This is a genomic window from Methylobacterium sp. BI1 (assembly GCF_056680125.1).
Map to the genome: position 1 here is coordinate 4105215 of NZ_CM155267.1, position 20909 is coordinate 4126123.

Sequence of the window (20909 nt, forward strand, 5' to 3'; positions counted from 1 at the left end):
CGCCAGCGCATGTCCGACGATTTCAGCCTGCCCCAGCTCAACGGAGGCGACGCCTCCTTCGACGGCCTCGGCACCGAGTCGATCCGCGAGACGCCGACCACGCCGAAGAGTGCTGCCGACCTCGAGCAGGTCTTCGACGTGCCGGTGGTGGTCTCGGCGGTGCTCGGCTCCTCGCGCATGCCGATCGGCGACCTCCTCCGGCTCCAGCCCGGCGCCGTGCTCGAGCTCGACCGCAAGGTCGGCGAGGCCATCGACATCTTCGTCAACAACCGCCTCGTGGCGCGCGGCGAGGTGGTGCTGGTCGAGGACCGGCTCGGCGTCACGATGACCGAGATCATCAAGAGCGATCACTGACCCCCGCGCCTTTCCGGCCGCCGCGCCTCCGCGCGAAGCCGACCCTGACGGAGACCCAGAGCCATGCGGCTACTCATCATCGGACGCCTCAACGGCGAGCTGATCACCGCCTCCAAGATCGCCATGAACCGGGGCGCGGCCGTCACCAACGCCGAGAGCCTGGCCCAGGGCCTCGCGGTGCTGCGGGCCAAGGGTGCCGACCTCATCATGGTCGACGTGGCCCTGGCGATCCGCGACCTGGTGACGGCCCTCGCCGAGGAGCGCATTCGCACCCCCGTCATCGCCTGCGGGGTCGCCACGGACGCCAAGGCGGCGGTGGCCGCGATCCAGGCCGGCGCCCGGGAATACATCCCCCTGCCCCCCGATCCCGAGCTGATCGCGGCGGTGCTGCAGGCGGTCTCCGAGGACGGGCGCGCCTTCGTCTGGCGCGACGCCTCCATGGAGAAGGTGGTCAAGCTCGCCGAGCAGGTGGCGCGCTCCGAGGCCTCGGTGCTCATCACCGGCGAGAGCGGCACCGGCAAGGAGGTCCTGGCCCGGCATCTCCACGGCAAGTCGAACCGCGCCAACCGTCCCTTCGTCTCGGTGAACTGCGCCGCGATTCCCGAGGCGCTGCTGGAATCCGAGCTGTTCGGCCACGAGAAGGGCGCCTTCACGGGTGCCGTGGCGCGCCGCATCGGCCGCTTCGAGGAGGCCCATGGCGGCACGCTCCTCCTCGACGAGATTTCCGAGATGGACGTGCGGCTGCAGTCGAAGCTCCTCCGCGCCCTGCAGGAGCGGGTCATCGACCGGGTCGGCGGGACCGCGCCGGTCAAGGTCGACATCCGGGTGCTGGCCACCTCCAACCGCAACCTGGTGGAGGAAGTCCGCAAGGGCACCTTCCGCGAGGATCTCTACTACCGGCTGAACGTCGTGCACCTGCGCCTGCCGGCTCTGCGCGAGCGTCCCGCCGACATCCTGGAACTGGCGTCGCACTTCGCCAAGAAATACGCCGAGGTGAATGGCGTGCCGGTGCGCCCCCTGAGCGCCGAGGCGCAGGGCCTGGTGCGCGCCAATCCCTGGCGCGGCAACGTCCGCGAACTCGAGAACACCCTGCACCGGGCGGTGCTCCTGGCCTCGGGCCCCGAGATCGGACCCGACGCGATCCTCACCCCGGAGGGCGACAGCATCGCACCGGTCTCGGCCGGGCCGGCCGAGCGCGCCGCCCGGGTGGCGGAGGCGGCCACGCGCGGCCTCGTCGGGCAGACGGTGGCGCAGGTCGAGTGCGACCTCATCCTCGATACCCTGGACCATTGCCTCGGCAACCGGACGCACGCCGCCAAGATCCTCGGCATCTCGATCCGGACCCTGCGCAACAAGCTCAACGAGTACGTCGATGCCGGCCTGTCGGTGGCCGAGCCCGGCAGCGTCCGGGCCATCGCCGCCTACGGCTGAGGGCGGCTGAGAGACGTCTCGTCGTCAGCGATGGCCGGCGGCCCGCTCCGCCGCCATCTGGGCCTCGTGCGCGCGCTCCAGCTTCTCCATCGAATGGAACCGGGCGATGTCGGCCTCCACGTCGCGGATCGTCTCCTCGACGAGATGCTGCTGCAGGACGCTGCGCGGATCGTTCGGCTCCTGGCCGTCGCGCTCTTGAAGCCGCTCGACCGCCTGCTTGACGACGCCGTAGACCGCCTCCCGCTCCGCGCGAGACATGGTTGGATTGACCGCGCGGGCGATGAGATCGGTGAATTCGGACATGCGGGCTGAGGGGGGCTTCGATCGGGCTAGAGGCGCTGGTCGTTGACGCCCGCGAGGATCAGGGCGATCGAGCTCCAGACCACCAGGCAGCCGAAGAAGACCACCATGATGCTGTAGCCGCGCTCGGGATAGATAGAATCGTCCGGCAGCGCCGGATCCACGAAGGTCGCCAGGTAGATCTGCTGCTTATTCGCTGCGATGCGGGCCCGGTCGACCATCAGGTTCGCCGATTCGTTGAGCTTGGTGGCGATGATGCGCTCGACCTGCAGACCCTCGAATTCCAGGAGCGCGCGGGTCAGGTTGTTCGAGGAATCCGAGCCCGACAGGCCGTCGCTGGTGAGCTGGCCGGTCAGCTTCTGGATCTGCTGATCGAGGGCCGCGACGGTCGATACGAGATTCTGGATGCTGCGCGACTTCTCGTCGAGATTGGACCCGCGAAGGACCGCGAGGTCGGACTCGGCCTTGAGTCGATCCTTCCGCAGCGTGGCGATCGTCGTCAGGGTGGATTCGGCCGTCTTCGCCGGATCGATGATGCCCCAGCGGTTCCGGAAGACCTGCAGGGCCATATGGGCGTTGCGCAGGCGCTCCTGCGCCTTCGCCGCATCGGCCTCCGCATGCTTGACCATGTCGGCCTGAGCCCGGCGGGAGATGTCGTTGATGAGCGCCTCGCTGCGGGCGACGATCCCGCGGTTGATCGCGAGGGCATCCTCCGGCGTGAAAGCACGCACGCTCAGCGTGATGATGCCGGAGAGCACCTCGATCCGGGTGCCGACATGCTTATTCCAGTACTTGACCAGTTCCTCCATGGGCTGGCCGACCCGGAAGCGTGTCCAGAAATCGGCTTCCGGCCGCGAGAACATGTTCGAGACGTGAAGGCTCTCTTCCATCTTCGCGACGATGGCGCGACTCTCGACGAAGTCGCGGATGATGAAGCTGTCCTGGCTGTTGTGCTTCATGATTAGGTCGGAGAACTGCCCGCCCGAGCTCTCTTCCAGCTGTTCGACGTTGCCGCGCACCGCGAATTGCGACACGGCTACGTACTGATTGGCGGCGAACACGTAGAAGTAGATCGCTGCCAGGATCGTCGGCAGCACGACGAAGATTCCGAACTGGCGCAGCAGACTGCCGACGAGATTCACCGGCTTGCTGGGCGGCGGCCGCAGACCCGGGATCTGGCGCCAATCAAGCCGCTCCTGCGCCCGGCGCAGGAGGGCCGGGACGCGGCTCCGCGAGACGGGATCGACCGTCTCGGCGTTGCGGCGGAGATCCGGGAGGGAACGCAGGGCGATATCGATCACCCCCCGCACGCGGTCGGTCTGCTTGACCTCGTCGGCATTCATGATTTCAGGTTCCCGAGGCTCTGCGCGATCAGGGCAGACGATGGACTCAGCATCATGGGCGGCAAGTCTGCACGAGCCTGATGACGATGCATATGGTCACGCCTGTGGAGCCCTCTCGCCATCCTCGTGTTGAGCCCGACGAGTCCTTCGTTTTTCGGCCCTTTTTAAGGCGTGCCGCCGTGATGGCGGCCGCCCGGGCGCGGAGGCCCGCAGGGGACATCGTTTACGGCATGGATGACAAGGACAGGGACGCCGCACGCCCGGCGCGGATCCGCATGGCGCGGGCCGGGTTCACGGAACTCGTGCTCGTCTGCAGCAAGTGCGTCAAGCGCCAGGGCCTGAAGAAGGGTTCGGTGCGGCGACAACTCAAGGGCGAGCTCAAGCGGCGCGTCACGGCGCGCAAGCCGCGCGTGGTCGAGGTCGGGTGCCTCGGCCCCTGTCCCAAGCGCGCCTTGGCGGTGATCACAGCGGACAGCCTCGCCAAGCAGCGCATCCACCTGCTTGACCCGCAGGCGACGCCGGCCCAATCCGTGGATGCGCTGTTCCCCGATTTCGGCCCCAAAGGCCGCCTATCCCTGGCGGACGCTCCGGAACCGCCGCGCCGCTAGGCCGGGACCGCGCACCGGAACGGGAAGCCGGGGCCGCTGCGCCGGCGCGACGGATGCGGGAGCGGGGAAACCTTGAAACGGACGATGCGTGACGGCTCCGATGCCTGACGAGCCGAGCTTCGCGACGACCGGGCTCACCGAGCGTCCGGCCGGGGAGCGCCCGTGGCCCGCGCGTCTCGGGCGACTCGTCCTACGCCGCCTCCCCCTGGTCGGAACTCTTCTCGGTCTCGCCCTCGGCGTCTGGCTCATCGCCACCAACGACCTCAACGCCGTCGCCGACGCCTTCGGCCGGGTCGGCGCCGGGGGCCTCGCGGCCATCGTGCTCGTGCGCCTGTCGGTGATCCTGCTGTGCGGGCTCGCCTGGGGCTGCGTCATCCAGGGGCTCGCGGGCCTGGGACAGGCGCGCACCGGGGCCTTCGTGCTGCTGCGCCTCGTGCGCGAGGGCATCAACGTGCTGCTTCCGGTGGCCTCCGTCGGCGGCGACGTCGTGGGCGGCCGCCTGCTGACCTTCTGGGGCACCGCCGGAACCCTGGCGGCGGCCTCGATCCTCGTGGACATGCTGTTCCAGGCCGGGACGCAGGCAGTCTTCGCCCTGGCGGGGGTGGGTCTCCTGCTGCAGGTCGGGGGTGAGGCGGCGCAGACTTTGGCCACATGGGTCCTGCGCGCCCTCGCGGTCACCGCCCTGCTGCTTGGGGCCTTCCTGGCGGTCCAGCGCAGCGCCGCGGCGCGGGCGGCCGGGCGCAGGGCCGTCAACGGCCTGCGCCGGGTCTTTCGCGGCGACGCCGTCGATCCGTCGCCGGCGGGGGGCAGCGTCTACGACGCCCTCGATGCCGTCTGGGCACCGGGCCGGTACGGGAAACTCGCGGCGTCCGTCCTGCTGCATCTCGCCGCCTGGGGCCTCGGCGCCCTGGAGATCTGGATCGCCCTCAGCTGCATCGGCGTCGATTCGGTGAGTTTCACCGAGGTCGTAGTGATCGAGGCCCTGAGCCAGGCCATCAAGTCGGCGGCCTTTCCGGTGCCGAGCGGCCTCGGCGTGCAGGAGGGGGGCTTCGTCCTCCTCGGCAGCCTCTTCGGCATCGATGCCGGAACCGCCCTGGCCCTGTCGCTGATCAAGCGCGTGCCCGACGTCGTCCTCGGCCTGCCGGCCCTGCTGCTGTGGCAGGCCCTGGAAGCCCGGCGGGCGATGATCCTGCCGCCGGCGACCTGACGCACGCATCATGGCTCCCCCATCGCAAGGCTCGTCGGGCCCCGGCGGCCTCGCCGCCACGCTGCTGCCCGTCGCCGCCCTCCTGGGCAGCATCGTTTCCCTCAGCGTCGGTACCTCCTACGCCAAGCACCTGTTCCCGATCCTGGGCGCGGAGGGCACCACCGCCCTGCGGGTCGGCCTCTCGGCGCTGATGCTCGCAGCGATCTGGCGGCCCTGGCGCCTGCGGCCCGGCCGCGCCGACCGCTGGGCCCTGCTGCGCTACGGGGCCGTGCTCGGCGCGATGAACCTGCTGTTCTACCTGTCCCTGCGCACGATCCCCCTCGGCCTCGCCATCGCGATCGAGTTTTCCGGGCCCCTGGCGCTCGCCCTGGCGGTCTCCCGCCGGGGGATCGATTTCGCCTGGATCGGCTGCGCCGTTCTCGGCCTGGCGCTGCTGCTGCCCGTCGGTGACCTCTCGGGCGGGCTCGATCCCGTCGGAGTCGCCTGCGCGCTCGGCGCGGCCCTGTGCTGGGCGCTCTACATCGTCTTCGGCCAGCGCGTCGGCCACCTCCACGGCGGACGGGCAGTGGCCATTGGCATGTCGGTGGCGGCCCTGGTGGTGCTGCCCTTCGGCATCGCCGAGGCGGGGACGCTGCTGCTGCAGCCGGCCATGCTGGGATTCGGCCTCGCGGTGGCGGCCCTGTCGAGCGCCCTGCCCTACACGCTGGAAATGGTCGCCCTGAAACGCCTGTCGAAGCAGAGCTTCGGGGTCCTGCTCAGCCTCGAGCCGGCCGTGGGCTCCCTGGCGGGGCTCGCGATCCTCGGCGAGCACCTCACCCCCACCGAGTGGCTGGCCATCGCCTGCATCGTGGTGGCCTCGGTGGGCAACACGGTGACGAGCCATCGCGGCCGGGTCGCCGCCGCGGCCGCGATGACGCCCGTCTGAGGCACCGCCTCCTGCGCGAACCGGGTGCGATTCAGGGATCCAGGCCGGCGACGATCGCCTCCAGGGCGGTCTTCAGCCCCTCCTCCACCGTCGGATGGTAGAACGGCCGGTCGAGGAGCGCCCGGGCGGTGAGCCCGTCCGCGATGGCGAGGGCGAGGAACTGGGCGAGGTGCTCGCAGGCCGGTCCCAGCATCTCGGCGCCCCTCAGGGTGCCGCTGCGATCCGCGTGGAGGCGCAGAGCGCCGGCATTCTCGGCCATGATCCGGGCTCGGCCCTGGTCTCCGAAATCGACGGTGCCGAGGACGAGCGTCGCATCCGCGGGATCGTAGGGCGTGCCGACGCTCGCCGCCTGCGGCTCGGTGAAGACCATGGCGAGGTTGGTCCAGCGCCGGGGCGCCTCCACCGCGTCGCGCCCCGAGGCGACGAGGCGGGCGGCGTTGGCGCCGGCGATCCGGCCCTGGCGGGCGGCCTCGTGCAGCACCGGCCGGTCGGCATTGGCATCGCCCGCGATGAAGACCGGGCCGCCGCGGCAGAGCAGGCTGCGGGCGTCGAAGTCGGGCATGCCGTGCGTGTCGAGGGCGAGGCCGGCGGCGTCCAGGCCGAGATGCCGGACGTTGGGCGGACGCCCCGCCGCCGCGAGGACGCACGCGAAGGTGTCCGTCCGCGTCGCCCCGCTCGCGTCGGTCCAGGTCAGGCGCGCGCCCGCGCGATCGCGCTCACCTTCGGTGACCGTGCAGCCGAGGCGCAGCGTCATCTCGGCCCCGAAGAGCTGGCGGGCCGTCTCGGCGAGGCCGTCGTCGCGCAGCGACGCGAGGTGCGTGCCGGGATCGAACAGGGTCACGGCGACGCCGAGGCGGGCCATGGCCTGGGCCAGTTCGAGACCGACCGCGCCGCCGCCGAGCACCGCCAGGGAGTCCGGCAGGTCGGGGATCTCGAAGACCGTGTCGCTGGTGAGCAGGCGGTCGCCGAGGTCGCGCAGGGGCTCGGGGACGGCCGGGCTCGACCCGGTGGCGACGATGGCGGCGCGGAAGCGCAGGGCGGTGTGATCGTCGATCGCCAGCGTGTCGGGGCCGGTGAAGCGGGCGCGGCCGGCGATGCGGGCCTCGGCGGGCAGCGCGTCGACGCCTTCGAAGACGCCGGCGACGAAGCGGTCGCGCTCGCGCCGGACACGCGCCATCACGCGGCGGCCGTCCACGCGCACGGGGCCGGCCGCGATGCCGAAGATTTCGGCGTGGCGGGCCGCGTGGGCGGCGTTGGCGGCGGTGATCAGCAGCTTCGAGGGCATGCAGCCGACGCGGGCGCAAATGGTGCCGCCGGGGCCGGCCTCGATCAGGACGGCATCGGCGCCGGCGTCGCGGGCGGCGTGGAAAGCGGCGAGGCCGGCGGTGCCCGCGCCGATCACGGCGATGTCACAGGATCTCTCGCGCATCGCGACGGCTCTCGGGTTCGCGCCTCTCGACCCCGACCATCGGAATCGCGGGCCAACCCGCACGCTTGGGCGAACGTTCCTGTCTGCGGCAACCCGCGCGTCAGTCGGGCTCTGCGAGCAACCCCTCGACGAAGCTGTTCAGCCCGGTGCGGCGGGCGCGCTTCAGCCGCTCGGCGATCAGGATGCCCTCCAGGGAGCGGAAGGCGTCGTCGAGGTCGTCGTTGACGATGACGTAGTCGTACTCGCTCCAGCGCTGGATCTCCATCCGGGCGTTGGCGAGGCGCTTCTCGATGGTGTCCGGCGAGTCCTCGGCCCGCCGCTCCAGGCGATGGCGCAATTCGGCCAGCGAGGGCGGCAGGATGAACACCGTCACCACGTCGTCGGTGAGCTTGGCCCGCACCTGCCGGGTGCCCTGGTAGTCGATGTCGAAGATCATGTCCCGGCCGGCGCCCAGCACCTTCTCCACCGGGCGGCGCGGGGTGCCGTAGAAATTGCCGTGCACCTCGGCCCATTCGAGCAGGTTGTCGGCGCTGCGCAGGGCGTCGAAGGCCTCGCGGTCGATGAACTGGTAGTGCTTGCCGTCGATCTCGGAGGGGCGGCGCTGCCGGGTCGTCACCGAGATCGAGAGGTCGAGGCCCCATTTCGGGTCGGCGGCCACGGCCCGGGTCAGGGTCGTCTTTCCCGCGCCGGAGGGCGAGGACAGGATGAGGATGAACCCGCGCCGCGCGATCACCCCGGCCTCCATCGTCAAAGCGTCCCGCATCGCTGAAAAAACCTACTCGACGTTCTGAACCTGCTCCCGGAATTGCTCCACCACGGCCTTCAAGTCGAGTCCGATCCGCGAGAGGGCGATGTCATTCGCCTTGGCACACAGGGTATTGGCCTCGCGCCCGAGCTCCTGGGCCAGGAAGTCGAGCTTGCGCCCGATGGCGCCGCCGGCGGCCAGCAGCTCGGCCGCGCTGGCGAAGTGGGCCTGGAGCCGGTCAAGTTCCTCGCGCACGTCGGCCTTGGCGGCCAGCAGCACCGCCTCCTGGTGCAGGCGGTCGGGATCGAGGTTGCCGGCCTCCAGCAGGGTGGCCACGGTGGCGGCGAGGCGCGCCCGGACGGCCTCGGGCTTGCGGGCCGGACAGGCCTCGGCGGCGGCGGTGAGCCGGGCCATCTCGGCGAGCTGGTTCTCGATGACCCCGCGCAGGGCCCGGCCCTCGCTGCGACGCGCCTCCACGAGGTCGGCGACGAGGCGGACCACGCCCTCCGCGAGGTCCCGGGCCAGGGCCTCCGCGTCGGCGCCGGGCTCCTCGTCGGATTCGATCACGCCGCGGATGCCCAGGAGCCCGTCCAGGGTGGCGGGCGCCAAGCCCTCGGGCCGCGGCACCCGGGCGATGGCGCCGGCGAGCTGGGCGAGCAGCCCCTCGTTGATCCGGACGCGGGGCGCCGCCTCCGGCCGGGTCAGGTTGAGAGAGAGCTGGCACTGGCCCCGCGCGAGGCTCTTCTGCAGGGCGGTCCGGGCGACCTCGCCCACGGCGTCGTAGCCGTTGGGCACCCGCAGGCGCACGTCGAGCCCACGCCCGTTCACGCTGCGGACCTCCCAGGCCCACTGGACCGGCCCGGTGGTGCCGGCGGCGCGGGCGAAGCCCGTCATGCTGGAGAGGATCATGGCTGTCTTCGCGTTCGTTTCGACGCCTCCCGCCCCCGTGTGGGGAGGGATCGAGGGTGGGGGTGGTCGGGGGACCCTGCCGGGTGCGGAGGCAGGCTCTGGCGGCCCCTCCCTCCCCCTTGCGGGGAGGGATCGAGGGTGGGGGTGATCGGGAGACCCTGCCGGGGTGCGGAGGCAAGCTCTGGCGGGTGCGGAGGCGAGCGGCGCCACCCCCACCCCTACCCCTCCCCACAAGGGGGAGGGATTCTCCGCTAGCGGTTCCCGACGCCTACGGCTGCTTCAGCACCGGCACGGTCTTGGGCGAGTTCAGGTCGAAGGTCTTGTTGCGCAGGGGGTCGAGGCGCGTGCCCTCGGAGGCATCGAAGGCCTTCACGCGATTGCCGGTGCCGTCGGGGCTGGCGGCCATGTTGGTGCCGTCGGGCGCGTAGGCCGAGGCGGTGCCGGGGACGGCGGCGGCGCCGGGCGGGTCGGCCTTGTCCACCACCGCGTCCGGCGTCGGGGTCTGGCGGGCGCGCTCGACCTGGCGCCAGCGGGCGACGTTGCGGGAATGGCCCTCGAGGGTCTCGGCGAAGGCGTGCCCCCCGGTGCCGTCGGCCACGAAGAACAGGTCCTTGGTCCGCGAGGGGTTGGCCACGGCCTCCAGGGCGGCGCGGCCCGGATTGGCGATGGGGCCCGGGGGCAGGCCCTCGATCACGTAGGTGTTGTAGGGCGTGGCGCGCTCGATCTCGGCCCGCTGGATGCCGCGCCCGAGGGTGCCGCGCCCGCCCACCAGCCCGTACACGATGGTCGGGTCCGATTGCAGCTTCATGCGCTTGTTGAGGCGGTTGACGAACACCCCGGCGACGCGGGGCCGCTCGTCGGCCCGGCCGGTCTCCTTCTCGACGATGGAGGCCAGCGTCACCATCTCGGCCGGCGTCTTCACCGGGATCTCGGCCGAGCGGCGCAGCCAGATCTGGTTCAGCACCTCGCGCTGCTTGGCGCGCATCAGGTTGACGATCTGCTGGCGGGTGGCGCCGCGCTCGAACTTGTAGGTGTCGGGCAGAAGCGAGCCCTCGGGCGGGATCTCGTTGATGTCGCCGGTCAGCACGTCGTTGTCGTTGAGGCGCATCACGATCTGCTCGGAGGTCAGCCCCTCCGGGAAGGTGATGGCGTGCTGCACCTGCCGGCCGGAGGCCAGGGTGTCGATGGCCTCGCCGATGCTCGCATGGGCCTTGAAGGTGTACTCGCCAGCCTTCAGGGCCTTGCCCGAGAAGCGGGCGGCCCACTCGAACAGGGCGGTGTGGGTGATGACGCCCTCGCGGCTGAGCGCCTCGGCGATCTCGGTGGTGCCGCTGCGGGGCGGGATCACCACGACCTTGTCGGCGGGCAGCGGACCCGGCTCCTTGGTCTGGCGCTCGAACAGCGTCACGCCGATCATCACCGCGATGGCCAGCACCACGGAGGCGGTGAGCAGGCCGGAGATGCGGGCCAGCAGGCCGCCGCGCTCACGGACCGGACGGTCGGGCGGCGGCGGCGCGGCAGTGGGCTTGATCGCCTCGGAGGGGCTGCGCGGCGAGAGCCGGTTGGGAAGGGCCGGCTCGTCGGAGGGCACCGGCGTCGGCGCCGGATCTGGGCGTTTGCGGAAGAACATGGACATCCTGTTCGGGCCTCAGGTCCCCGCCCCGGCCGCCGCCGGATTTTTTAGGGGAGTCCGTACGCCCGAGTCGAGAGGGGCGCACGGGACCGACATTCTGGCGCGCGAACTTGGTGGGTTTTGTGGCGAAAGAGGATGGGGTGATCCGGCCCGGGCGACCCGTCTGGGCGGCGCAGCGCGTGGCCGCGCGTGTTTACCAGCGGGAAGGCGTTTGACCCATAGCGACTCGGCATGAACCTAATTCTTCCGCCGTCGCCGGAAGATTTCTATTCTTCCCTCCGACTGAGGCTATGATATCCGCTGAATCGAGGGTTCTTCAAATGGGTCTCGGGAATACTATCGCCCTGTTCTTTCAATTCCCATTTTTCGTCATTGTGGCAATTCTTCTCGGAATGCCGCCCGACTACCCAGGCAGGCTAAGAGGGTTTTTGCTGGTCGGGATGCTTTTCGGCGGGATCGCTTGGGTTATAAGCTTTTTGTATCTTTCGGTCAGCAACGCGAAAATCCTTCAGGCCTATATCGACTCCTCTCCCGTCATATCGTCAATACTAAGGTTTATGAGTCTACACGAGAAGCGAATACGTCTCCTGTTCTATGTCTTTATATTTTTGATGATTGTCCTTGAACTGCTTGCACCGAGGCCAAAGATGCGCCCGTCGCCGACGATGTCCGCCCAAGGGGCCACCCTGTCGCTATACCGGTAGCAGGAGGGGCGATTCCTTACGGCGCTCGGGTTGGCTCTTGTGCATGAGTGACTGTGCGACAACGCCAAGAAGCATTTAGCCCTCGAACGCGCATCGAATTCGTTGGTGCGTCCGGTTCATCCGTTGCGTCCCGGCACGCGTCATCCCGGGGCCGCGCAGCGGAGCCCGGGATCCAGAAACGCAGGTTCGTGATGGCTTTGCACCGAAAGCGGCTCTGGATTCCGGGCTCGCCTTCGGCGCCCCGGAATGACGGAATGATTTCCAAAAGCGATCCGCCGTCGCTGCAAAATCTGATTGCAAGCCGTCAGCGCGTTCGATGTTTTGCGCCCGTCGAACCAGTGATGTCGGATTTAAATCCTTCGACGATGATAACGCCAATATCGAGGCTATATCCTCGATCACTTGTCGTGATCCTTCGCTTGCGGGGATCATCGACGGACTTTGACTGTCGATTTTCGCGGGAGCAGCGGCAGGCGGGTTAAATAGAGAATACTCAATGAATTGGGGGAAGTAAAAATTGTCAGACGCTACCGATACGGCTGACACGTCGCATCCCAGTTGTGTATTTCGAGCGCGGAACCAAGTGGCCCGAGCTCAATCCACCCGCCGCATCACCAAGCTCGCATTCGTCCCACCGAACCCGAACGAATTCGACAGCACCGTATCCACCTGCTTGCGCTTGGCCTCGTGCGGCACGAGGTCGATCGCGGTCTCGACGGAGGGGTTGTCGAGGTTGAGCGTCGGCGGGAGGACGCCGTCGCGGATGGCGAGGATCGAGAAGATCGCTTCCACGGAGCCGGCGGCGCCGAGGAGGTGGCCGATGGAGGACTTGGTGGAGGACATCGAGGCACGGGCCGCGTGGTCGCCCAGCAGGCGCTCCACGGCCTTCAGCTCCAGCTCGTCGCCCATGGGCGTCGAGGTGCCGTGGGCGTTGATGTAGTCGAGGTCCGAGGCCTGGATGCCGGCGCGCTTCACGGCAGCGCTCATGCAGCGGAAGGCGCCGTCGCCGTCCGGGGCCGGCGAGGTGATGTGGTAGGCATCGCCGGTGAGGCCGTAGCCGATCACCTCGGCGTAGATCCGGGCGCCGCGGGCCTTGGCGTGCTCGTACTCCTCGAGCACGACGACGCCGGCGCCCTCGCCCATGACGAAGCCGTCGCGGTCGCGGTCGTAGGGGCGCGAGGCCTTGGTCGGGTCGTCGTTGAAGCCGGTGGAGAGGGCGCGGCAGGCGGCGAAGCCCGCGAGCGCGAGGCGGTTCACCGGCGATTCGGCGCCGCCCGCCACCATGACGTCGGCATCGCCGAACTGGATCAGCCGGGCCGCGTCGCCGATGGCGTGGGCGCCGGTGGAGCAGGCCGTCACCACCGCGTGGTTCGGGCCCTTGAGGCCGTGCGCGATCGAGATCTGGCCGGAGGCCAGGTTGATGATGCGGCCGGGAATGAAGAAGGGGGAGATCCGGCGCGGGCCCTTGTCGTGCAGGGTCACCGAGGCGTCGTAGATGCCGCCGATGCCGCCGATGCCCGAGCCGACCATGACGCCGGTGGCGCACTGGTCCTCGTAGGAGGTCGGATGCCAGTCGGCGTCGTTGAGGGCCTCGCCGGCGGCCGCCATCGCGTAAACGATGAACGGATCGACCTTGCGCTGCTCCTTCACCTCCATGAAGGCGTCGGGATTGAAGCTGCCGTCGCTGCCGTCGCCGAAGGGCACGGAACAGGCGATGCGGCAGGCCAGGTCGTCGACGGGGAATGCCGTCACGACCTTGGCTGCCGATTCGCCGGCGATCAACCGGCTCCAGGTGGCTTCGACCCCGCTAGCCAGCGGCGTCACCATCCCCAAGCCCGTCACCACTACCCGACGCATCGCGCTATCCCGAACCGGTCCTGTCATCACAACGAATGGCGCGCGGGGTCCGTTTCACCGGACCCCGCTGACGCACGACCCGTGGCCTTAAGCGGAGTTCTTCTCGAGGAACTTCACCGCGTCGCCGACCGTCTGGATGGTCTCGGCGGCATCGTCCGGGATCTCGACGTTGAACTCTTCCTCGAACGCCATCACGAGCTCGACGGTGTCGAGGCTGTCGGCGCCGAGATCATCGATGAAGTTCGCGCCCTCGACCACCTTCTCCGGCTCCACGCCGAGGTGCTCGACAACGATCTTCTTCACGCGCTCAGCGATATCGCTCATCGGTCTTGGTCCTTAGCTCTTCAAGGTCGTGATGGTGCAAGGATCTTGTGGGTGAAGAGTCTTGCTGGTGGAAGGTCTTGCTGGTGGAAGGTTTGTGAAGGTGCCGTGGCCGCCGTCCCGTCCCGGGACGACCTGTCGGATTGAGCGGCCGGTGTGTTCGATCGCGCGTTTCGGGCAAGTCACCGGACTTGTCCAGTCAGTGACCCACGTTTTTCAAACCTCCGCAACACGCTGAATCGGCACCCCCCTCGCACGGCAGCCGGGGTGTTAACACAGGGTTCCGACGCTGGCGAGAGCCTGTTCACAACCCGTTCATCGGTGTGGCCTTTTCGAGCCAATCGCCTGTTTTTCGGACGGTGCGGCGCAGCAGAAATCGCGGTTCGCGCCGTCCTCTCCGCCGTGGAGAGGGGGGACGGCGACGCCGTCAGTACATCGCCATGCCGCCGTTCACGTGCAGGGTCTGGCCGGTGACGTAGGCGGCCTCGTCGGAGGCGAGGTAGATCGCGGCGGCGGCGATGTCGGTGCCGGTGCCGAGCCGCCCCATCGGGACGCGGCCGAGGATGCCCTCGCGCTGCTTCTCGTTGAGGGCATCGGTCATCGGCGAGGTGATGAAGCCCGGGGCGATGCAGTTGACCGTGAGGTTGCGGGTAGCGACCTCGGCCGCCAGGGCCTTGGTCATGCCCACGAGGCCGGCCTTGGCGGCGGCGTAGTTGACCTGCCCCGGGTTGCCGGTGGCGCCCACCACGGAGCCGATGTTCACGATGCGGCCGTGGCGGCGCTTCATCATGCCCTTCACGGCCGCCCGCGAGAGCCGGAACGCCGCCGAGAGGTTGACGGCGATCACCGCGTCCCACTCGTCGTCCTTCATCCGCAGCACGAGGTTGTCGCGGGTGATGCCGGCATTGTTCACCAGGATGTCGAGGCCGCCGAGCGCCGCCTCCGCCGCCGGCACCAGGGCCTCCACCGAAGCCTTGTCGGAGAGGTCGCCCGGCACGACGTGGACGCGCTCGCCGCCGAGCTCCGCTGCGAAGGCCTCCAGGGCCGCCTGGCGCGTGCCCGAGATGGCGAGGGTCGCCCCCTGCGCGTGCAGGCCCCGGGCGATGGCGCCGCCGAGGCCGCCGGTGGCGCCGGTGACGAGGGCCTTCCGGCCGGTCAGGTCGAACATGGACATTCCTGTGGTTCAGGCGCCTGCAGTTCAGGCGAAGGCAGGGAACGCGGCGACGTCGTCGGGGGTGCCGACGGCGCTCGCCGAGGCGCCGGGGGCGATCCGCTTGACGAGTCCGGTGAGCACCTTGCCGGTGCCGATCTCGGTGAACTGGTCGACCCCGGCGGCCGCCATGGCGGCGACGCATTCGCGCCAGCGCACCGTTCCGGTGACCTGGGCGACCAGGGCCTCGCGAATCGCGGCGGGATCGGTGAGGGGCGCGGCCAGCACGTTGGCGTAGACCGGCACGACGGGGCTGTGCATCGCGACCTCGACGAGTGCTCTCTGCATACGAGCCGCGGCCGGGGCCATCAGCGAGCAGTGGAACGGGGCCGAAACATTGAGCATCACTGCGCGCTTGATGCCCCGCCCCTGGGCCAGGGCGACCGCCCGCTCCACCGCGGGCTTGTCGCCGGAGAGCACCACCTGGCCGCCGCCATTGTCGTTGGCGACCTCGCACACCGCGCCCTCGGCGGCCTCCGCGGCGATCGCCTGCGCGGCCCCGGCGTCGGCCCCGATCAGCGCCGCCATGGCGCCGGCCCCCGGGGCCACAGCGTCCTGCATCGCGCTGCCGCGGATGCGCAGCAAGCGGGCGGCGTCCGCGATGGAGAAGGTGCCGGCGGCGGCCAGCGCCGTGTATTCACCCAGCGAATGGCCGGCGACGCAGGCGATGTCCCGCTTCAGGTCGAGGCCGCGCTCGGCCTCCAGCACCCGCAGAGCCGCCAGGCTCGCCGCCATCAGGGCGGGCTGGGCGTTGGCCGTGAGGGTCAACTCCTCCGTCGGGCCCTCGAACATCAGGCGCGAGAGCGGCTGGTTCAGGGCCTCGTCGACCTCCGCGAACACGTCGCGGGCCTGGTGGAAGTGCTCGGCCAGCGCCCGTCCCATGCCGACGGCCTGACTGCCCTGGCCGGGGAAGATGCAAGCGCGCGCCATGGTGAAATCCTCGTCGGTCCGGGTCGCCCCGAGAGGCTCGGCCCGGGACAGGAAGGGCGGCGCAGTCGCACCGCCCGCCACCTGTGTCAACATGGCACCGCAGCGAGCCAGGCCGCTTTCACCCCTCGTTGAAGAAGTCGACCGTGCCGGAATCGAGGCTGTAGGAAGCCCCGACGATCCGCAGCTTGCCCAACTTCAGCGGGTCGAGAAGCGACGGCTCGGACGCGCTTCGCAGGCGTTCCACGACCCGGTTGACGTTGGCGCGCACGCAGTTCTCGGTGAAGTCGCCCGGCTTGTCGCGCTGCGACAGTACCGCGGGCACGATCGGCTCGATCATCCTGCCGATCGAGCCGGGGAAGATGGTGTTGTTCTTGACGACATCGATCGCCGCTTCCACGGCACCGCAGCGGCTGTGGCCCATGACTAGAACCAGGGGCACGCCGAGCTGCGAGACACCATACTCGATCGACCCCAGGGCGGCGGTGTCGACGCAATTGCCGGCATTGCGCACGATGAAGAGCTCGCCGAGGCCGCGACCGAACAGGATCTCCGGCGACACGCGCGAATCGGAGCAGCTCACCAGCACCACGAAGGGTGTCTGGCCCAGCGCGATCTCGATGCGGCGCTCGCGACCCTGGACGGCGCGGACGGGGCTGTCGGTCTGGTAAAGGCGGTTGCCCTCCTTCAGGGCTTCCAGCGCCTGGTCGGCGGTGAGTGTGGTCTTCTTGGTCGAGGGGGCTGCCGCGAAGGCGAGGCTCGGCAGCGCGGTGGCCGCGAAGCATCCCGCCCCGAGCCGGCATCCACAGGAGAGCAGGCCGCGGCGACTGAGTGTCGTGATCATGTTTGGGATCCCCCTGCGTCCGGCCCGAACCACTGGCCGGCGCGAATCCATCTACACCTTACAGCTGCACTGCGTCGCTGAGGCGTTATGCGGGACCAGGGCAGCGGATTGCCGAAGGATCGTCGAACGTGCGCAACGGGATAGACTCGCCGCGACGCTTGTTGCCCGACGGCAAGGGGTGTATGAGGCAGGCTCAGCCCAGAAATTCCGTCCGAAGAAGGAGCCGTCCGCCATGGCTCGCGTCACCGTTGAAGACTGCATCGACAAGGTCGAGAACCGCTTCGAGCTGGTTCTACTGGCCAGTCACCGCGCCCGCCTGCTCGCCGCCGGCGCGCCGCTGACGATCGATCGCGACCGCGACAAGAACCCTGTCTGCGCCCTGCGCGAGATCGGCGACGAGACGATCACCGCGGACGACCTGAAGGAACAGCTCATCCACTCGATGCAGAAGTACGTCGAGGTCGACGAGCCGGAGGCCGAGACCGTGCCGCTGCTGTCGAGCTCGCCCGCCGCTGCCGCGGTCGCACCGCCCTCGTCGAGCGACGACAGCGCGGTTCAGTTCGATCGCATGAGCGAGGAGGACCTCCTCCGCGGTCTCGAGAACCTCGCCCCGCCCACCGAGACGGACGACGAGGCCGAGTAAGCCTCCTCCGATCTCTTCGATCCGACGAAGAACCCGGTCTCAAGCCGGGTTTTTTCGTTTCGGGCTTGGAATCACGGCCGATGCGACGCCGTGGGGCTGGCGTGTCCGCGTGCGATGCGGGACACATCGGGGGAACGGGCCGCACTGGGGCCGTCGCGCGTGAAAGGGTCTTTCGGCGGATGATGCGCCAATACGAACTTGTCGAGCGGGTGAAGCGCTACAACCCCGCCGCGAACGAGGCCCTGCTGAACCGCGCCTACGTCTACGCCATGCGCGCCCACGGCACGCAGAAGCGGGCCTCCGGCGACCCCTTCTTCGCCCATCCCCTCGAAGTCGCTGCGATCCTGACCGACCTCCGGCTCGATGACGCCACGATCGTGGCCGCCGTGCTGCACGACACCGTGGAGGATACGGCCGCCACCCTCGACGAAATCCGCGAGCTCTTTAGCCCGGAGATCGGCGCCCTGGTGGACGGCCTGACCAAGCTGAAGCGACTCGACCTGGTATCCAAGCGGGCGGCGCAGGGCGAGAATTTCCGCAAGCTGCTCCTGGCGGTGGCGGCCGATGTCCGCGTGCTGCTCGTCAAGCTCGCCGACCGCCTGCACAACATGCGCACGCTCCACCACATGCGGGCGGACAAGCGCGAGCGGATCGCACAGGAGACCCTCGACATTTATGCGCCGCTCGCCGGGCGCATGGGTATGCAGGAGCTGCGCGAGGAGCTTGAGGATCTCGCTCTGCGCAACCTCAAGCCGGAGATCTACGCCACCATCGCGCAGCGGCTCGCCGACCTGTCCGCCAAGTCGGAGCGCCTCGTCGAGAGCATCGAGCACGACCTGACCGCCAAGCTCTCGGCGCAGGGCATCAAGGCCGTCGTCACGGGCCGTCAAAAGCGGCCCTACTCAATCTCGGCCAAGATGGAGCGCAAGTCGGTCGCCTTCGAGCAGCTCTCCGACATCTTCGGCTTCCGTGTCGTGGTCGAGACCCTGGCGGATTGCTACGGCGCCCTCGGGGTTGTGCATACGAGCTGGCCGATGGTCCCTGGGCGGTACAAGGATTACATCTCGACGCCCAAGCAGAACGACTACCGCTCGATCCACACCACGGTGATCGGACCGAAGAGTCAACGCGTCGAGTTGCAGATCCGCACGGCTGCGATGGACGAGATTGCCGAGTACGGCATCGCGGCCCACGCCCATTACAAGGAAAACGGCGGCAAGGACGAGATCGGCGGCGGACATCCACGTCTCGCGACCGAAAGCGGCGCTTACCAATGGCTGCGCCGGACCATCGAACTCCTTGCCGAGGGCGATAGTCCGGAAGAGTTTCTGGAGCACACCAAACTCGAACTCTTCCAGGACCAGGTGTTCTGTTTCACGCCGAAGGGTCGCTTGATTGCCCTTCCCCGTGGGGCGACCCCGATCGACTTTGCCTATGCCGTTCACACCGACGTCGGGAACACCGCGGTAGGGGCGAAGATCAACGGCCGCATGGCACCGCTGCTGCACGAGCTCGTCAATGGCGATGAGGTCGAGATCGCCCGGTCGGACGGCGCCTCGCCGCCGGCCGCCTGGGAATCCCTGGTGGTTACGGGCAAGGCGCGCTCCGCGATCCGGCGCGCGACCCGCTCGGCCGTCCGCCGCCAATATGCGGGCCTGGGGCGTCAGATTCTCGATCGCGCCTTCGAGCGGGCGGCCAAGAGCTTCTCGGAGGACAAGCTGCGCGGGGCGCTGCCCCGTCTCGCCCGTCAAAGCACCGAGGACGTCTTCGCTGCCGTCGGACGCGGCGAGATGTTCTCCGGCGATGTCGTGCGGGCGGTCTATCCGGATCACAAGGACGAGCGTCGCAGCGCCCCGGCACCGCTGCCGCAGCCGGCCTCGACCGACGGAGCCGGGCGCCTCAGCCTCGCCAAGGATCAGACCATGCGCCTGACCTTCCCGGAGGGGCGCAGTGCTGAGCATGGTCGCTCGGACGGAATCCCGATCCGCGGGCTCGACAGCGACCTGCCCGTCAGCTTCGCGCCCAACGGCGGCGCGGTTCCGGGGGATCGTATCGTCGGCATCCTGACGCTAGGCGTCGGCGTCACGATCTACCCCATCCAGTCGGCGGCCCTGGCCGACTTCGACAACGAGCCTGACCGCTGGCTCGATGTGCGCTGGGACGTCGAAGCCGGGACCAGCGAGCGCTTTCCGGCTCGCCTTGCCCTGCAATCGATCAACGAGCCCGGCGTCCTCGCGCAGATTGCTCAGGTCATCGCCGACCACGACGGCAATATCGACAATGTGTCGATGAAGCGAAAGACGCAGGACTTCACCCAGATCGTCATCGACCTCTCGGTCTGGGATCTCAAGCACTTGAATGCCATCATCTCCGAACTTCGCGGAAAACGGACTGTGAACAAGGTCGAACGCGTCAACGGCTGATCTGCGGAAAGCCGACGACGTGGGGCTTTCTTGCGAAGGTCAGATTCAGCGGCCTACCAGGCAACTTTTCATTGAGCGCATAAGCCAGAAGGCCACGTTCGGTTCAGACCGTGGAGCGCAAACAAACACACGCGATAGGCGTTGGCGGTTGTGAGTCGGACAGAGACCCTTGCAAATTGTTACCGGGTTGAACGTATATCCGGCAAAATTTGACTTTTGATGTGATCCGGCTTTAGACATGCGTAAGGTATTTCAGTCGAAAAATCTTCGTTGCGTGATGAAGCGGTTCGTTTTTGCTTTGTGTAAATTTTAAGTAATTAAAACTAAAGCTGCGCAGTAAGCTGCAGATTTAGCAAAGCTTGGCATTCTCTCGAAGAATATTCATTTTTCTATCATCCTCTTAAGCGGGTCTCCACATGAGCGCACAACAGCGCAGCGCCTTGTTCATTGATGGCGCGAATCTTTACGCAGCTACCAAGGCACTCGGGTTCGACATCGATTACCGGCGTCTCCTCAGGGAGTTCCAGTCGAGGGATTCCCTTCTTCGTGCATTCTATTACACGGCGATCGTCGAAGATCAGGAGTACTCCTCCATCCGGCCGCTGATCGATTGGCTCGATTACAACGGCTTTCGCGTCGTTACGAAGCCCGCGAAAGAATTCGTCGACTCTATGGGTCGGCGGAAGGTGAAGGGCAACATGGATATCGAGCTGGCGATCGACGCGCTCGAACTGGCTCCGCATATCGACCACATGGTGCTCTTCTCCGGCGACGGAGATTTCCGGTCCCTGGTTGAAGCGATGCAACGCCGCGGTGTTCGCGTGACGGTTGTCAGCACGATCCAGACGCAGCCTGCGATGATCGCGGACGATCTGCGCCGGCAGGCCGACGAATTCGTGGATCTCGCGCAACTGGTTTCGCGAATCGGCCGCGATCCCGGCGAGCGAGGCTCGCGGGCCCCGGACAACCGGCAATCAGGCGACACGGGCAACCGCTTCCGTGGCGAGACGCCGGAGCGCTCCGCGCGTCCGAGCCCTGCACTGGAAAGCCGCTACGGTATCCGCCAGAGCGACGAGGTGGTCGAGTCCTGAGACGT

19 protein-coding genes are annotated in these 20909 nt (G+C 68.4%); 8 read left to right on the plus strand and 11 right to left on the minus strand.

The genetic code is table 11. From position 1 onward, the window contains the following. Positions 1-9 precede the first annotated feature (9 nt). Complete coding sequence (gene fliN / locus AC1MGR_RS19415; RefSeq protein WP_055958008.1) at positions 10-354, plus strand: flagellar motor switch protein FliN; 345 nt, start codon at positions 10-12, stop codon at positions 352-354. A 63-nt stretch (positions 355-417) separates the two neighbouring features. Then, a complete protein-coding gene (gene flbD, locus AC1MGR_RS19420) occupies positions 418-1785 on the plus strand; it encodes a sigma-54-dependent transcriptional regulator FlbD (protein ID WP_108034237.1) in 1368 nt (455 codons plus the stop codon). A gap of 24 nt (positions 1786-1809) precedes the next feature. Here the strand turns inward: flbD and AC1MGR_RS19425 are convergent, their stop codons facing one another. Beyond that, positions 1810-2088, minus strand: coding sequence for a hypothetical protein (locus tag AC1MGR_RS19425; protein WP_108034236.1), 279 nt, complete (start codon positions 2086-2088; stop codon positions 1810-1812). Positions 2089-2114: 26 nt separating this feature from the next. Then, complete coding sequence (locus AC1MGR_RS19430; protein WP_480232614.1) at positions 2115-3428, minus strand: KpsE/RkpR family capsule polysaccharide export protein; 1314 nt, start codon at positions 3426-3428, stop codon at positions 2115-2117. A gap of 230 nt (positions 3429-3658) precedes the next feature. Here AC1MGR_RS19430 and AC1MGR_RS19435 point away from each other — a divergent pair, with 230 nt between their 5' ends. From AC1MGR_RS19435 to AC1MGR_RS19445, 3 genes are all read left to right on the plus strand, one after another. Continuing rightward, the gene (locus AC1MGR_RS19435) at positions 3659-4036 is read left to right on the plus strand and encodes a (2Fe-2S) ferredoxin domain-containing protein (RefSeq protein ID WP_480232615.1); all 378 of its coding nucleotides are present in this window, start codon (positions 3659-3661) and stop codon (positions 4034-4036) included. Positions 4037-4136: 100 nt separating this feature from the next. Next, positions 4137-5243 (plus strand): lysylphosphatidylglycerol synthase domain-containing protein, encoded by a 1107-nt coding sequence (locus tag AC1MGR_RS19440; RefSeq protein WP_480232616.1) that lies wholly within the window; start codon positions 4137-4139, stop codon positions 5241-5243. A 10-nt stretch (positions 5244-5253) separates the two neighbouring features. Next, entirely contained in the window at positions 5254-6168 is a 915-nt protein-coding gene (locus AC1MGR_RS19445; protein WP_480232617.1) for an EamA family transporter, read from the plus strand. Positions 6169-6199: 31 nt separating this feature from the next. Here AC1MGR_RS19445 and AC1MGR_RS19450 read toward each other — a convergent pair whose 3' ends face one another. The 9 genes from AC1MGR_RS19450 to AC1MGR_RS19490 all read right to left on the minus strand — a co-directional run bounded on the left by AC1MGR_RS19450 (position 6200) and on the right by AC1MGR_RS19490 (position 16747). Continuing rightward, positions 6200-7597 carry a dihydrolipoyl dehydrogenase gene (locus tag AC1MGR_RS19450; protein ID WP_480232618.1) on the minus strand — a complete coding sequence of 466 codons (1398 nt, stop codon included), beginning with the start codon at positions 7595-7597 and terminating at the stop codon, positions 6200-6202. Positions 7598-7697: 100 nt separating this feature from the next. Continuing rightward, entirely contained in the window at positions 7698-8360 is a 663-nt protein-coding gene (gene gmk / locus AC1MGR_RS19455; protein WP_108034231.1) for a guanylate kinase, read from the minus strand. A gap of 12 nt (positions 8361-8372) precedes the next feature. Continuing rightward, positions 8373-9251, minus strand: coding sequence for a YicC/YloC family endoribonuclease (locus tag AC1MGR_RS19460; protein ID WP_480232619.1), 879 nt, complete (start codon positions 9249-9251; stop codon positions 8373-8375). A gap of 268 nt (positions 9252-9519) precedes the next feature. Beyond that, on the minus strand, positions 9520-10881 hold the full coding sequence (mltG, locus tag AC1MGR_RS19465) for an endolytic transglycosylase MltG (RefSeq protein ID WP_108034229.1): 1362 nt from the start codon (positions 10879-10881) through the stop codon (positions 9520-9522). A gap of 1301 nt (positions 10882-12182) precedes the next feature. Further along, complete coding sequence (fabF, locus tag AC1MGR_RS19470) at positions 12183-13445, minus strand: beta-ketoacyl-ACP synthase II (RefSeq protein ID WP_480232620.1); 1263 nt, start codon at positions 13443-13445, stop codon at positions 12183-12185. Positions 13446-13532: 87 nt separating this feature from the next. Then, positions 13533-13769, minus strand: a complete 237-nt coding sequence (locus AC1MGR_RS19475; RefSeq protein WP_018044468.1) for an acyl carrier protein — start codon at positions 13767-13769, stop codon at positions 13533-13535. A gap of 424 nt (positions 13770-14193) precedes the next feature. Beyond that, positions 14194-14934 (minus strand): 3-oxoacyl-[acyl-carrier-protein] reductase, encoded by a 741-nt coding sequence (gene fabG, locus AC1MGR_RS19480; protein WP_480232621.1) that lies wholly within the window; start codon positions 14932-14934, stop codon positions 14194-14196. 30 nt (positions 14935-14964) lie between these two features. After that, positions 14965-15906 (minus strand): ACP S-malonyltransferase, encoded by a 942-nt coding sequence (gene fabD, locus AC1MGR_RS19485; RefSeq protein ID WP_480232622.1) that lies wholly within the window; start codon positions 15904-15906, stop codon positions 14965-14967. A 118-nt stretch (positions 15907-16024) separates the two neighbouring features. After that, positions 16025-16747, minus strand: a complete 723-nt coding sequence (locus tag AC1MGR_RS19490; RefSeq protein WP_108034226.1) for a carbonic anhydrase — start codon at positions 16745-16747, stop codon at positions 16025-16027. A 232-nt stretch (positions 16748-16979) separates the two neighbouring features. Between AC1MGR_RS19490 and rpoZ the strand changes: the two genes are divergently transcribed. The 3 genes from rpoZ to AC1MGR_RS19505 all read left to right on the plus strand — a co-directional run bounded on the left by rpoZ (position 16980) and on the right by AC1MGR_RS19505 (position 20904). Beyond that, positions 16980-17390, plus strand: a complete 411-nt coding sequence (rpoZ, locus tag AC1MGR_RS19495; RefSeq protein WP_056211011.1) for a DNA-directed RNA polymerase subunit omega — start codon at positions 16980-16982, stop codon at positions 17388-17390. Between the two features lie 179 nt (positions 17391-17569). Further along, positions 17570-19813, plus strand: coding sequence for a RelA/SpoT family protein (locus tag AC1MGR_RS19500; RefSeq protein WP_480232623.1), 2244 nt, complete (start codon positions 17570-17572; stop codon positions 19811-19813). 416 nt (positions 19814-20229) lie between these two features. Further along, positions 20230-20904 carry a LabA-like NYN domain-containing protein gene (locus AC1MGR_RS19505; protein WP_108034224.1) on the plus strand — a complete coding sequence of 225 codons (675 nt, stop codon included), beginning with the start codon at positions 20230-20232 and terminating at the stop codon, positions 20902-20904. The last annotated feature ends 5 nt before the right edge of the window (positions 20905-20909 follow it).

Bases quoted from the DNA above. Each gene is read 5' to 3' on its own strand.
- mltG (WP_108034229.1), bottom strand. From the start codon at position 10,881: ATGTTCTTCCGCAAACGCCCAGATCCGGCGCCGACGCCGGTGCCCTCC.
- AC1MGR_RS19430 (WP_480232614.1), bottom strand. From the start codon at position 3,428: ATGAATGCCGACGAGGTCAAGCAGACCGACCGCGTGCGGGGGGTGATC.
- AC1MGR_RS19445 (WP_480232617.1), top strand. From the start codon at position 5,254: ATGGCTCCCCCATCGCAAGGCTCGTCGGGCCCCGGCGGCCTCGCCGCC.
- AC1MGR_RS19490 (WP_108034226.1), bottom strand. From the start codon at position 16,747: ATGATCACGACACTCAGTCGCCGCGGCCTGCTCTCCTGTGGATGCCGG.
- AC1MGR_RS19475 (WP_018044468.1), bottom strand. From the start codon at position 13,769: ATGAGCGATATCGCTGAGCGCGTGAAGAAGATCGTTGTCGAGCACCTC.
- fliN (WP_055958008.1), top strand. From the start codon at position 10: ATGTCCGACGATTTCAGCCTGCCCCAGCTCAACGGAGGCGACGCCTCC.
- AC1MGR_RS19425 (WP_108034236.1), bottom strand. From the start codon at position 2,088: ATGTCCGAATTCACCGATCTCATCGCCCGCGCGGTCAATCCAACCATG.
- rpoZ (WP_056211011.1), top strand. From the start codon at position 16,980: ATGGCTCGCGTCACCGTTGAAGACTGCATCGACAAGGTCGAGAACCGC.
- AC1MGR_RS19450 (WP_480232618.1), bottom strand. From the start codon at position 7,597: ATGCGCGAGAGATCCTGTGACATCGCCGTGATCGGCGCGGGCACCGCC.
- flbD (WP_108034237.1), top strand. From the start codon at position 418: ATGCGGCTACTCATCATCGGACGCCTCAACGGCGAGCTGATCACCGCC.
- AC1MGR_RS19435 (WP_480232615.1), top strand. From the start codon at position 3,659: ATGGATGACAAGGACAGGGACGCCGCACGCCCGGCGCGGATCCGCATG.
- AC1MGR_RS19505 (WP_108034224.1), top strand. From the start codon at position 20,230: ATGAGCGCACAACAGCGCAGCGCCTTGTTCATTGATGGCGCGAATCTT.
- gmk (WP_108034231.1), bottom strand. From the start codon at position 8,360: ATGCGGGACGCTTTGACGATGGAGGCCGGGGTGATCGCGCGGCGCGGG.
- AC1MGR_RS19500 (WP_480232623.1), top strand. From the start codon at position 17,570: ATGATGCGCCAATACGAACTTGTCGAGCGGGTGAAGCGCTACAACCCC.
- fabF (WP_480232620.1), bottom strand. From the start codon at position 13,445: ATGCGTCGGGTAGTGGTGACGGGCTTGGGGATGGTGACGCCGCTGGCT.
- fabG (WP_480232621.1), bottom strand. From the start codon at position 14,934: ATGTTCGACCTGACCGGCCGGAAGGCCCTCGTCACCGGCGCCACCGGC.
- AC1MGR_RS19440 (WP_480232616.1), top strand. From the start codon at position 4,137: ATGCCTGACGAGCCGAGCTTCGCGACGACCGGGCTCACCGAGCGTCCG.
- AC1MGR_RS19460 (WP_480232619.1), bottom strand. From the start codon at position 9,251: ATGATCCTCTCCAGCATGACGGGCTTCGCCCGCGCCGCCGGCACCACC.
- fabD (WP_480232622.1), bottom strand. From the start codon at position 15,906: ATGGCGCGCGCTTGCATCTTCCCCGGCCAGGGCAGTCAGGCCGTCGGC.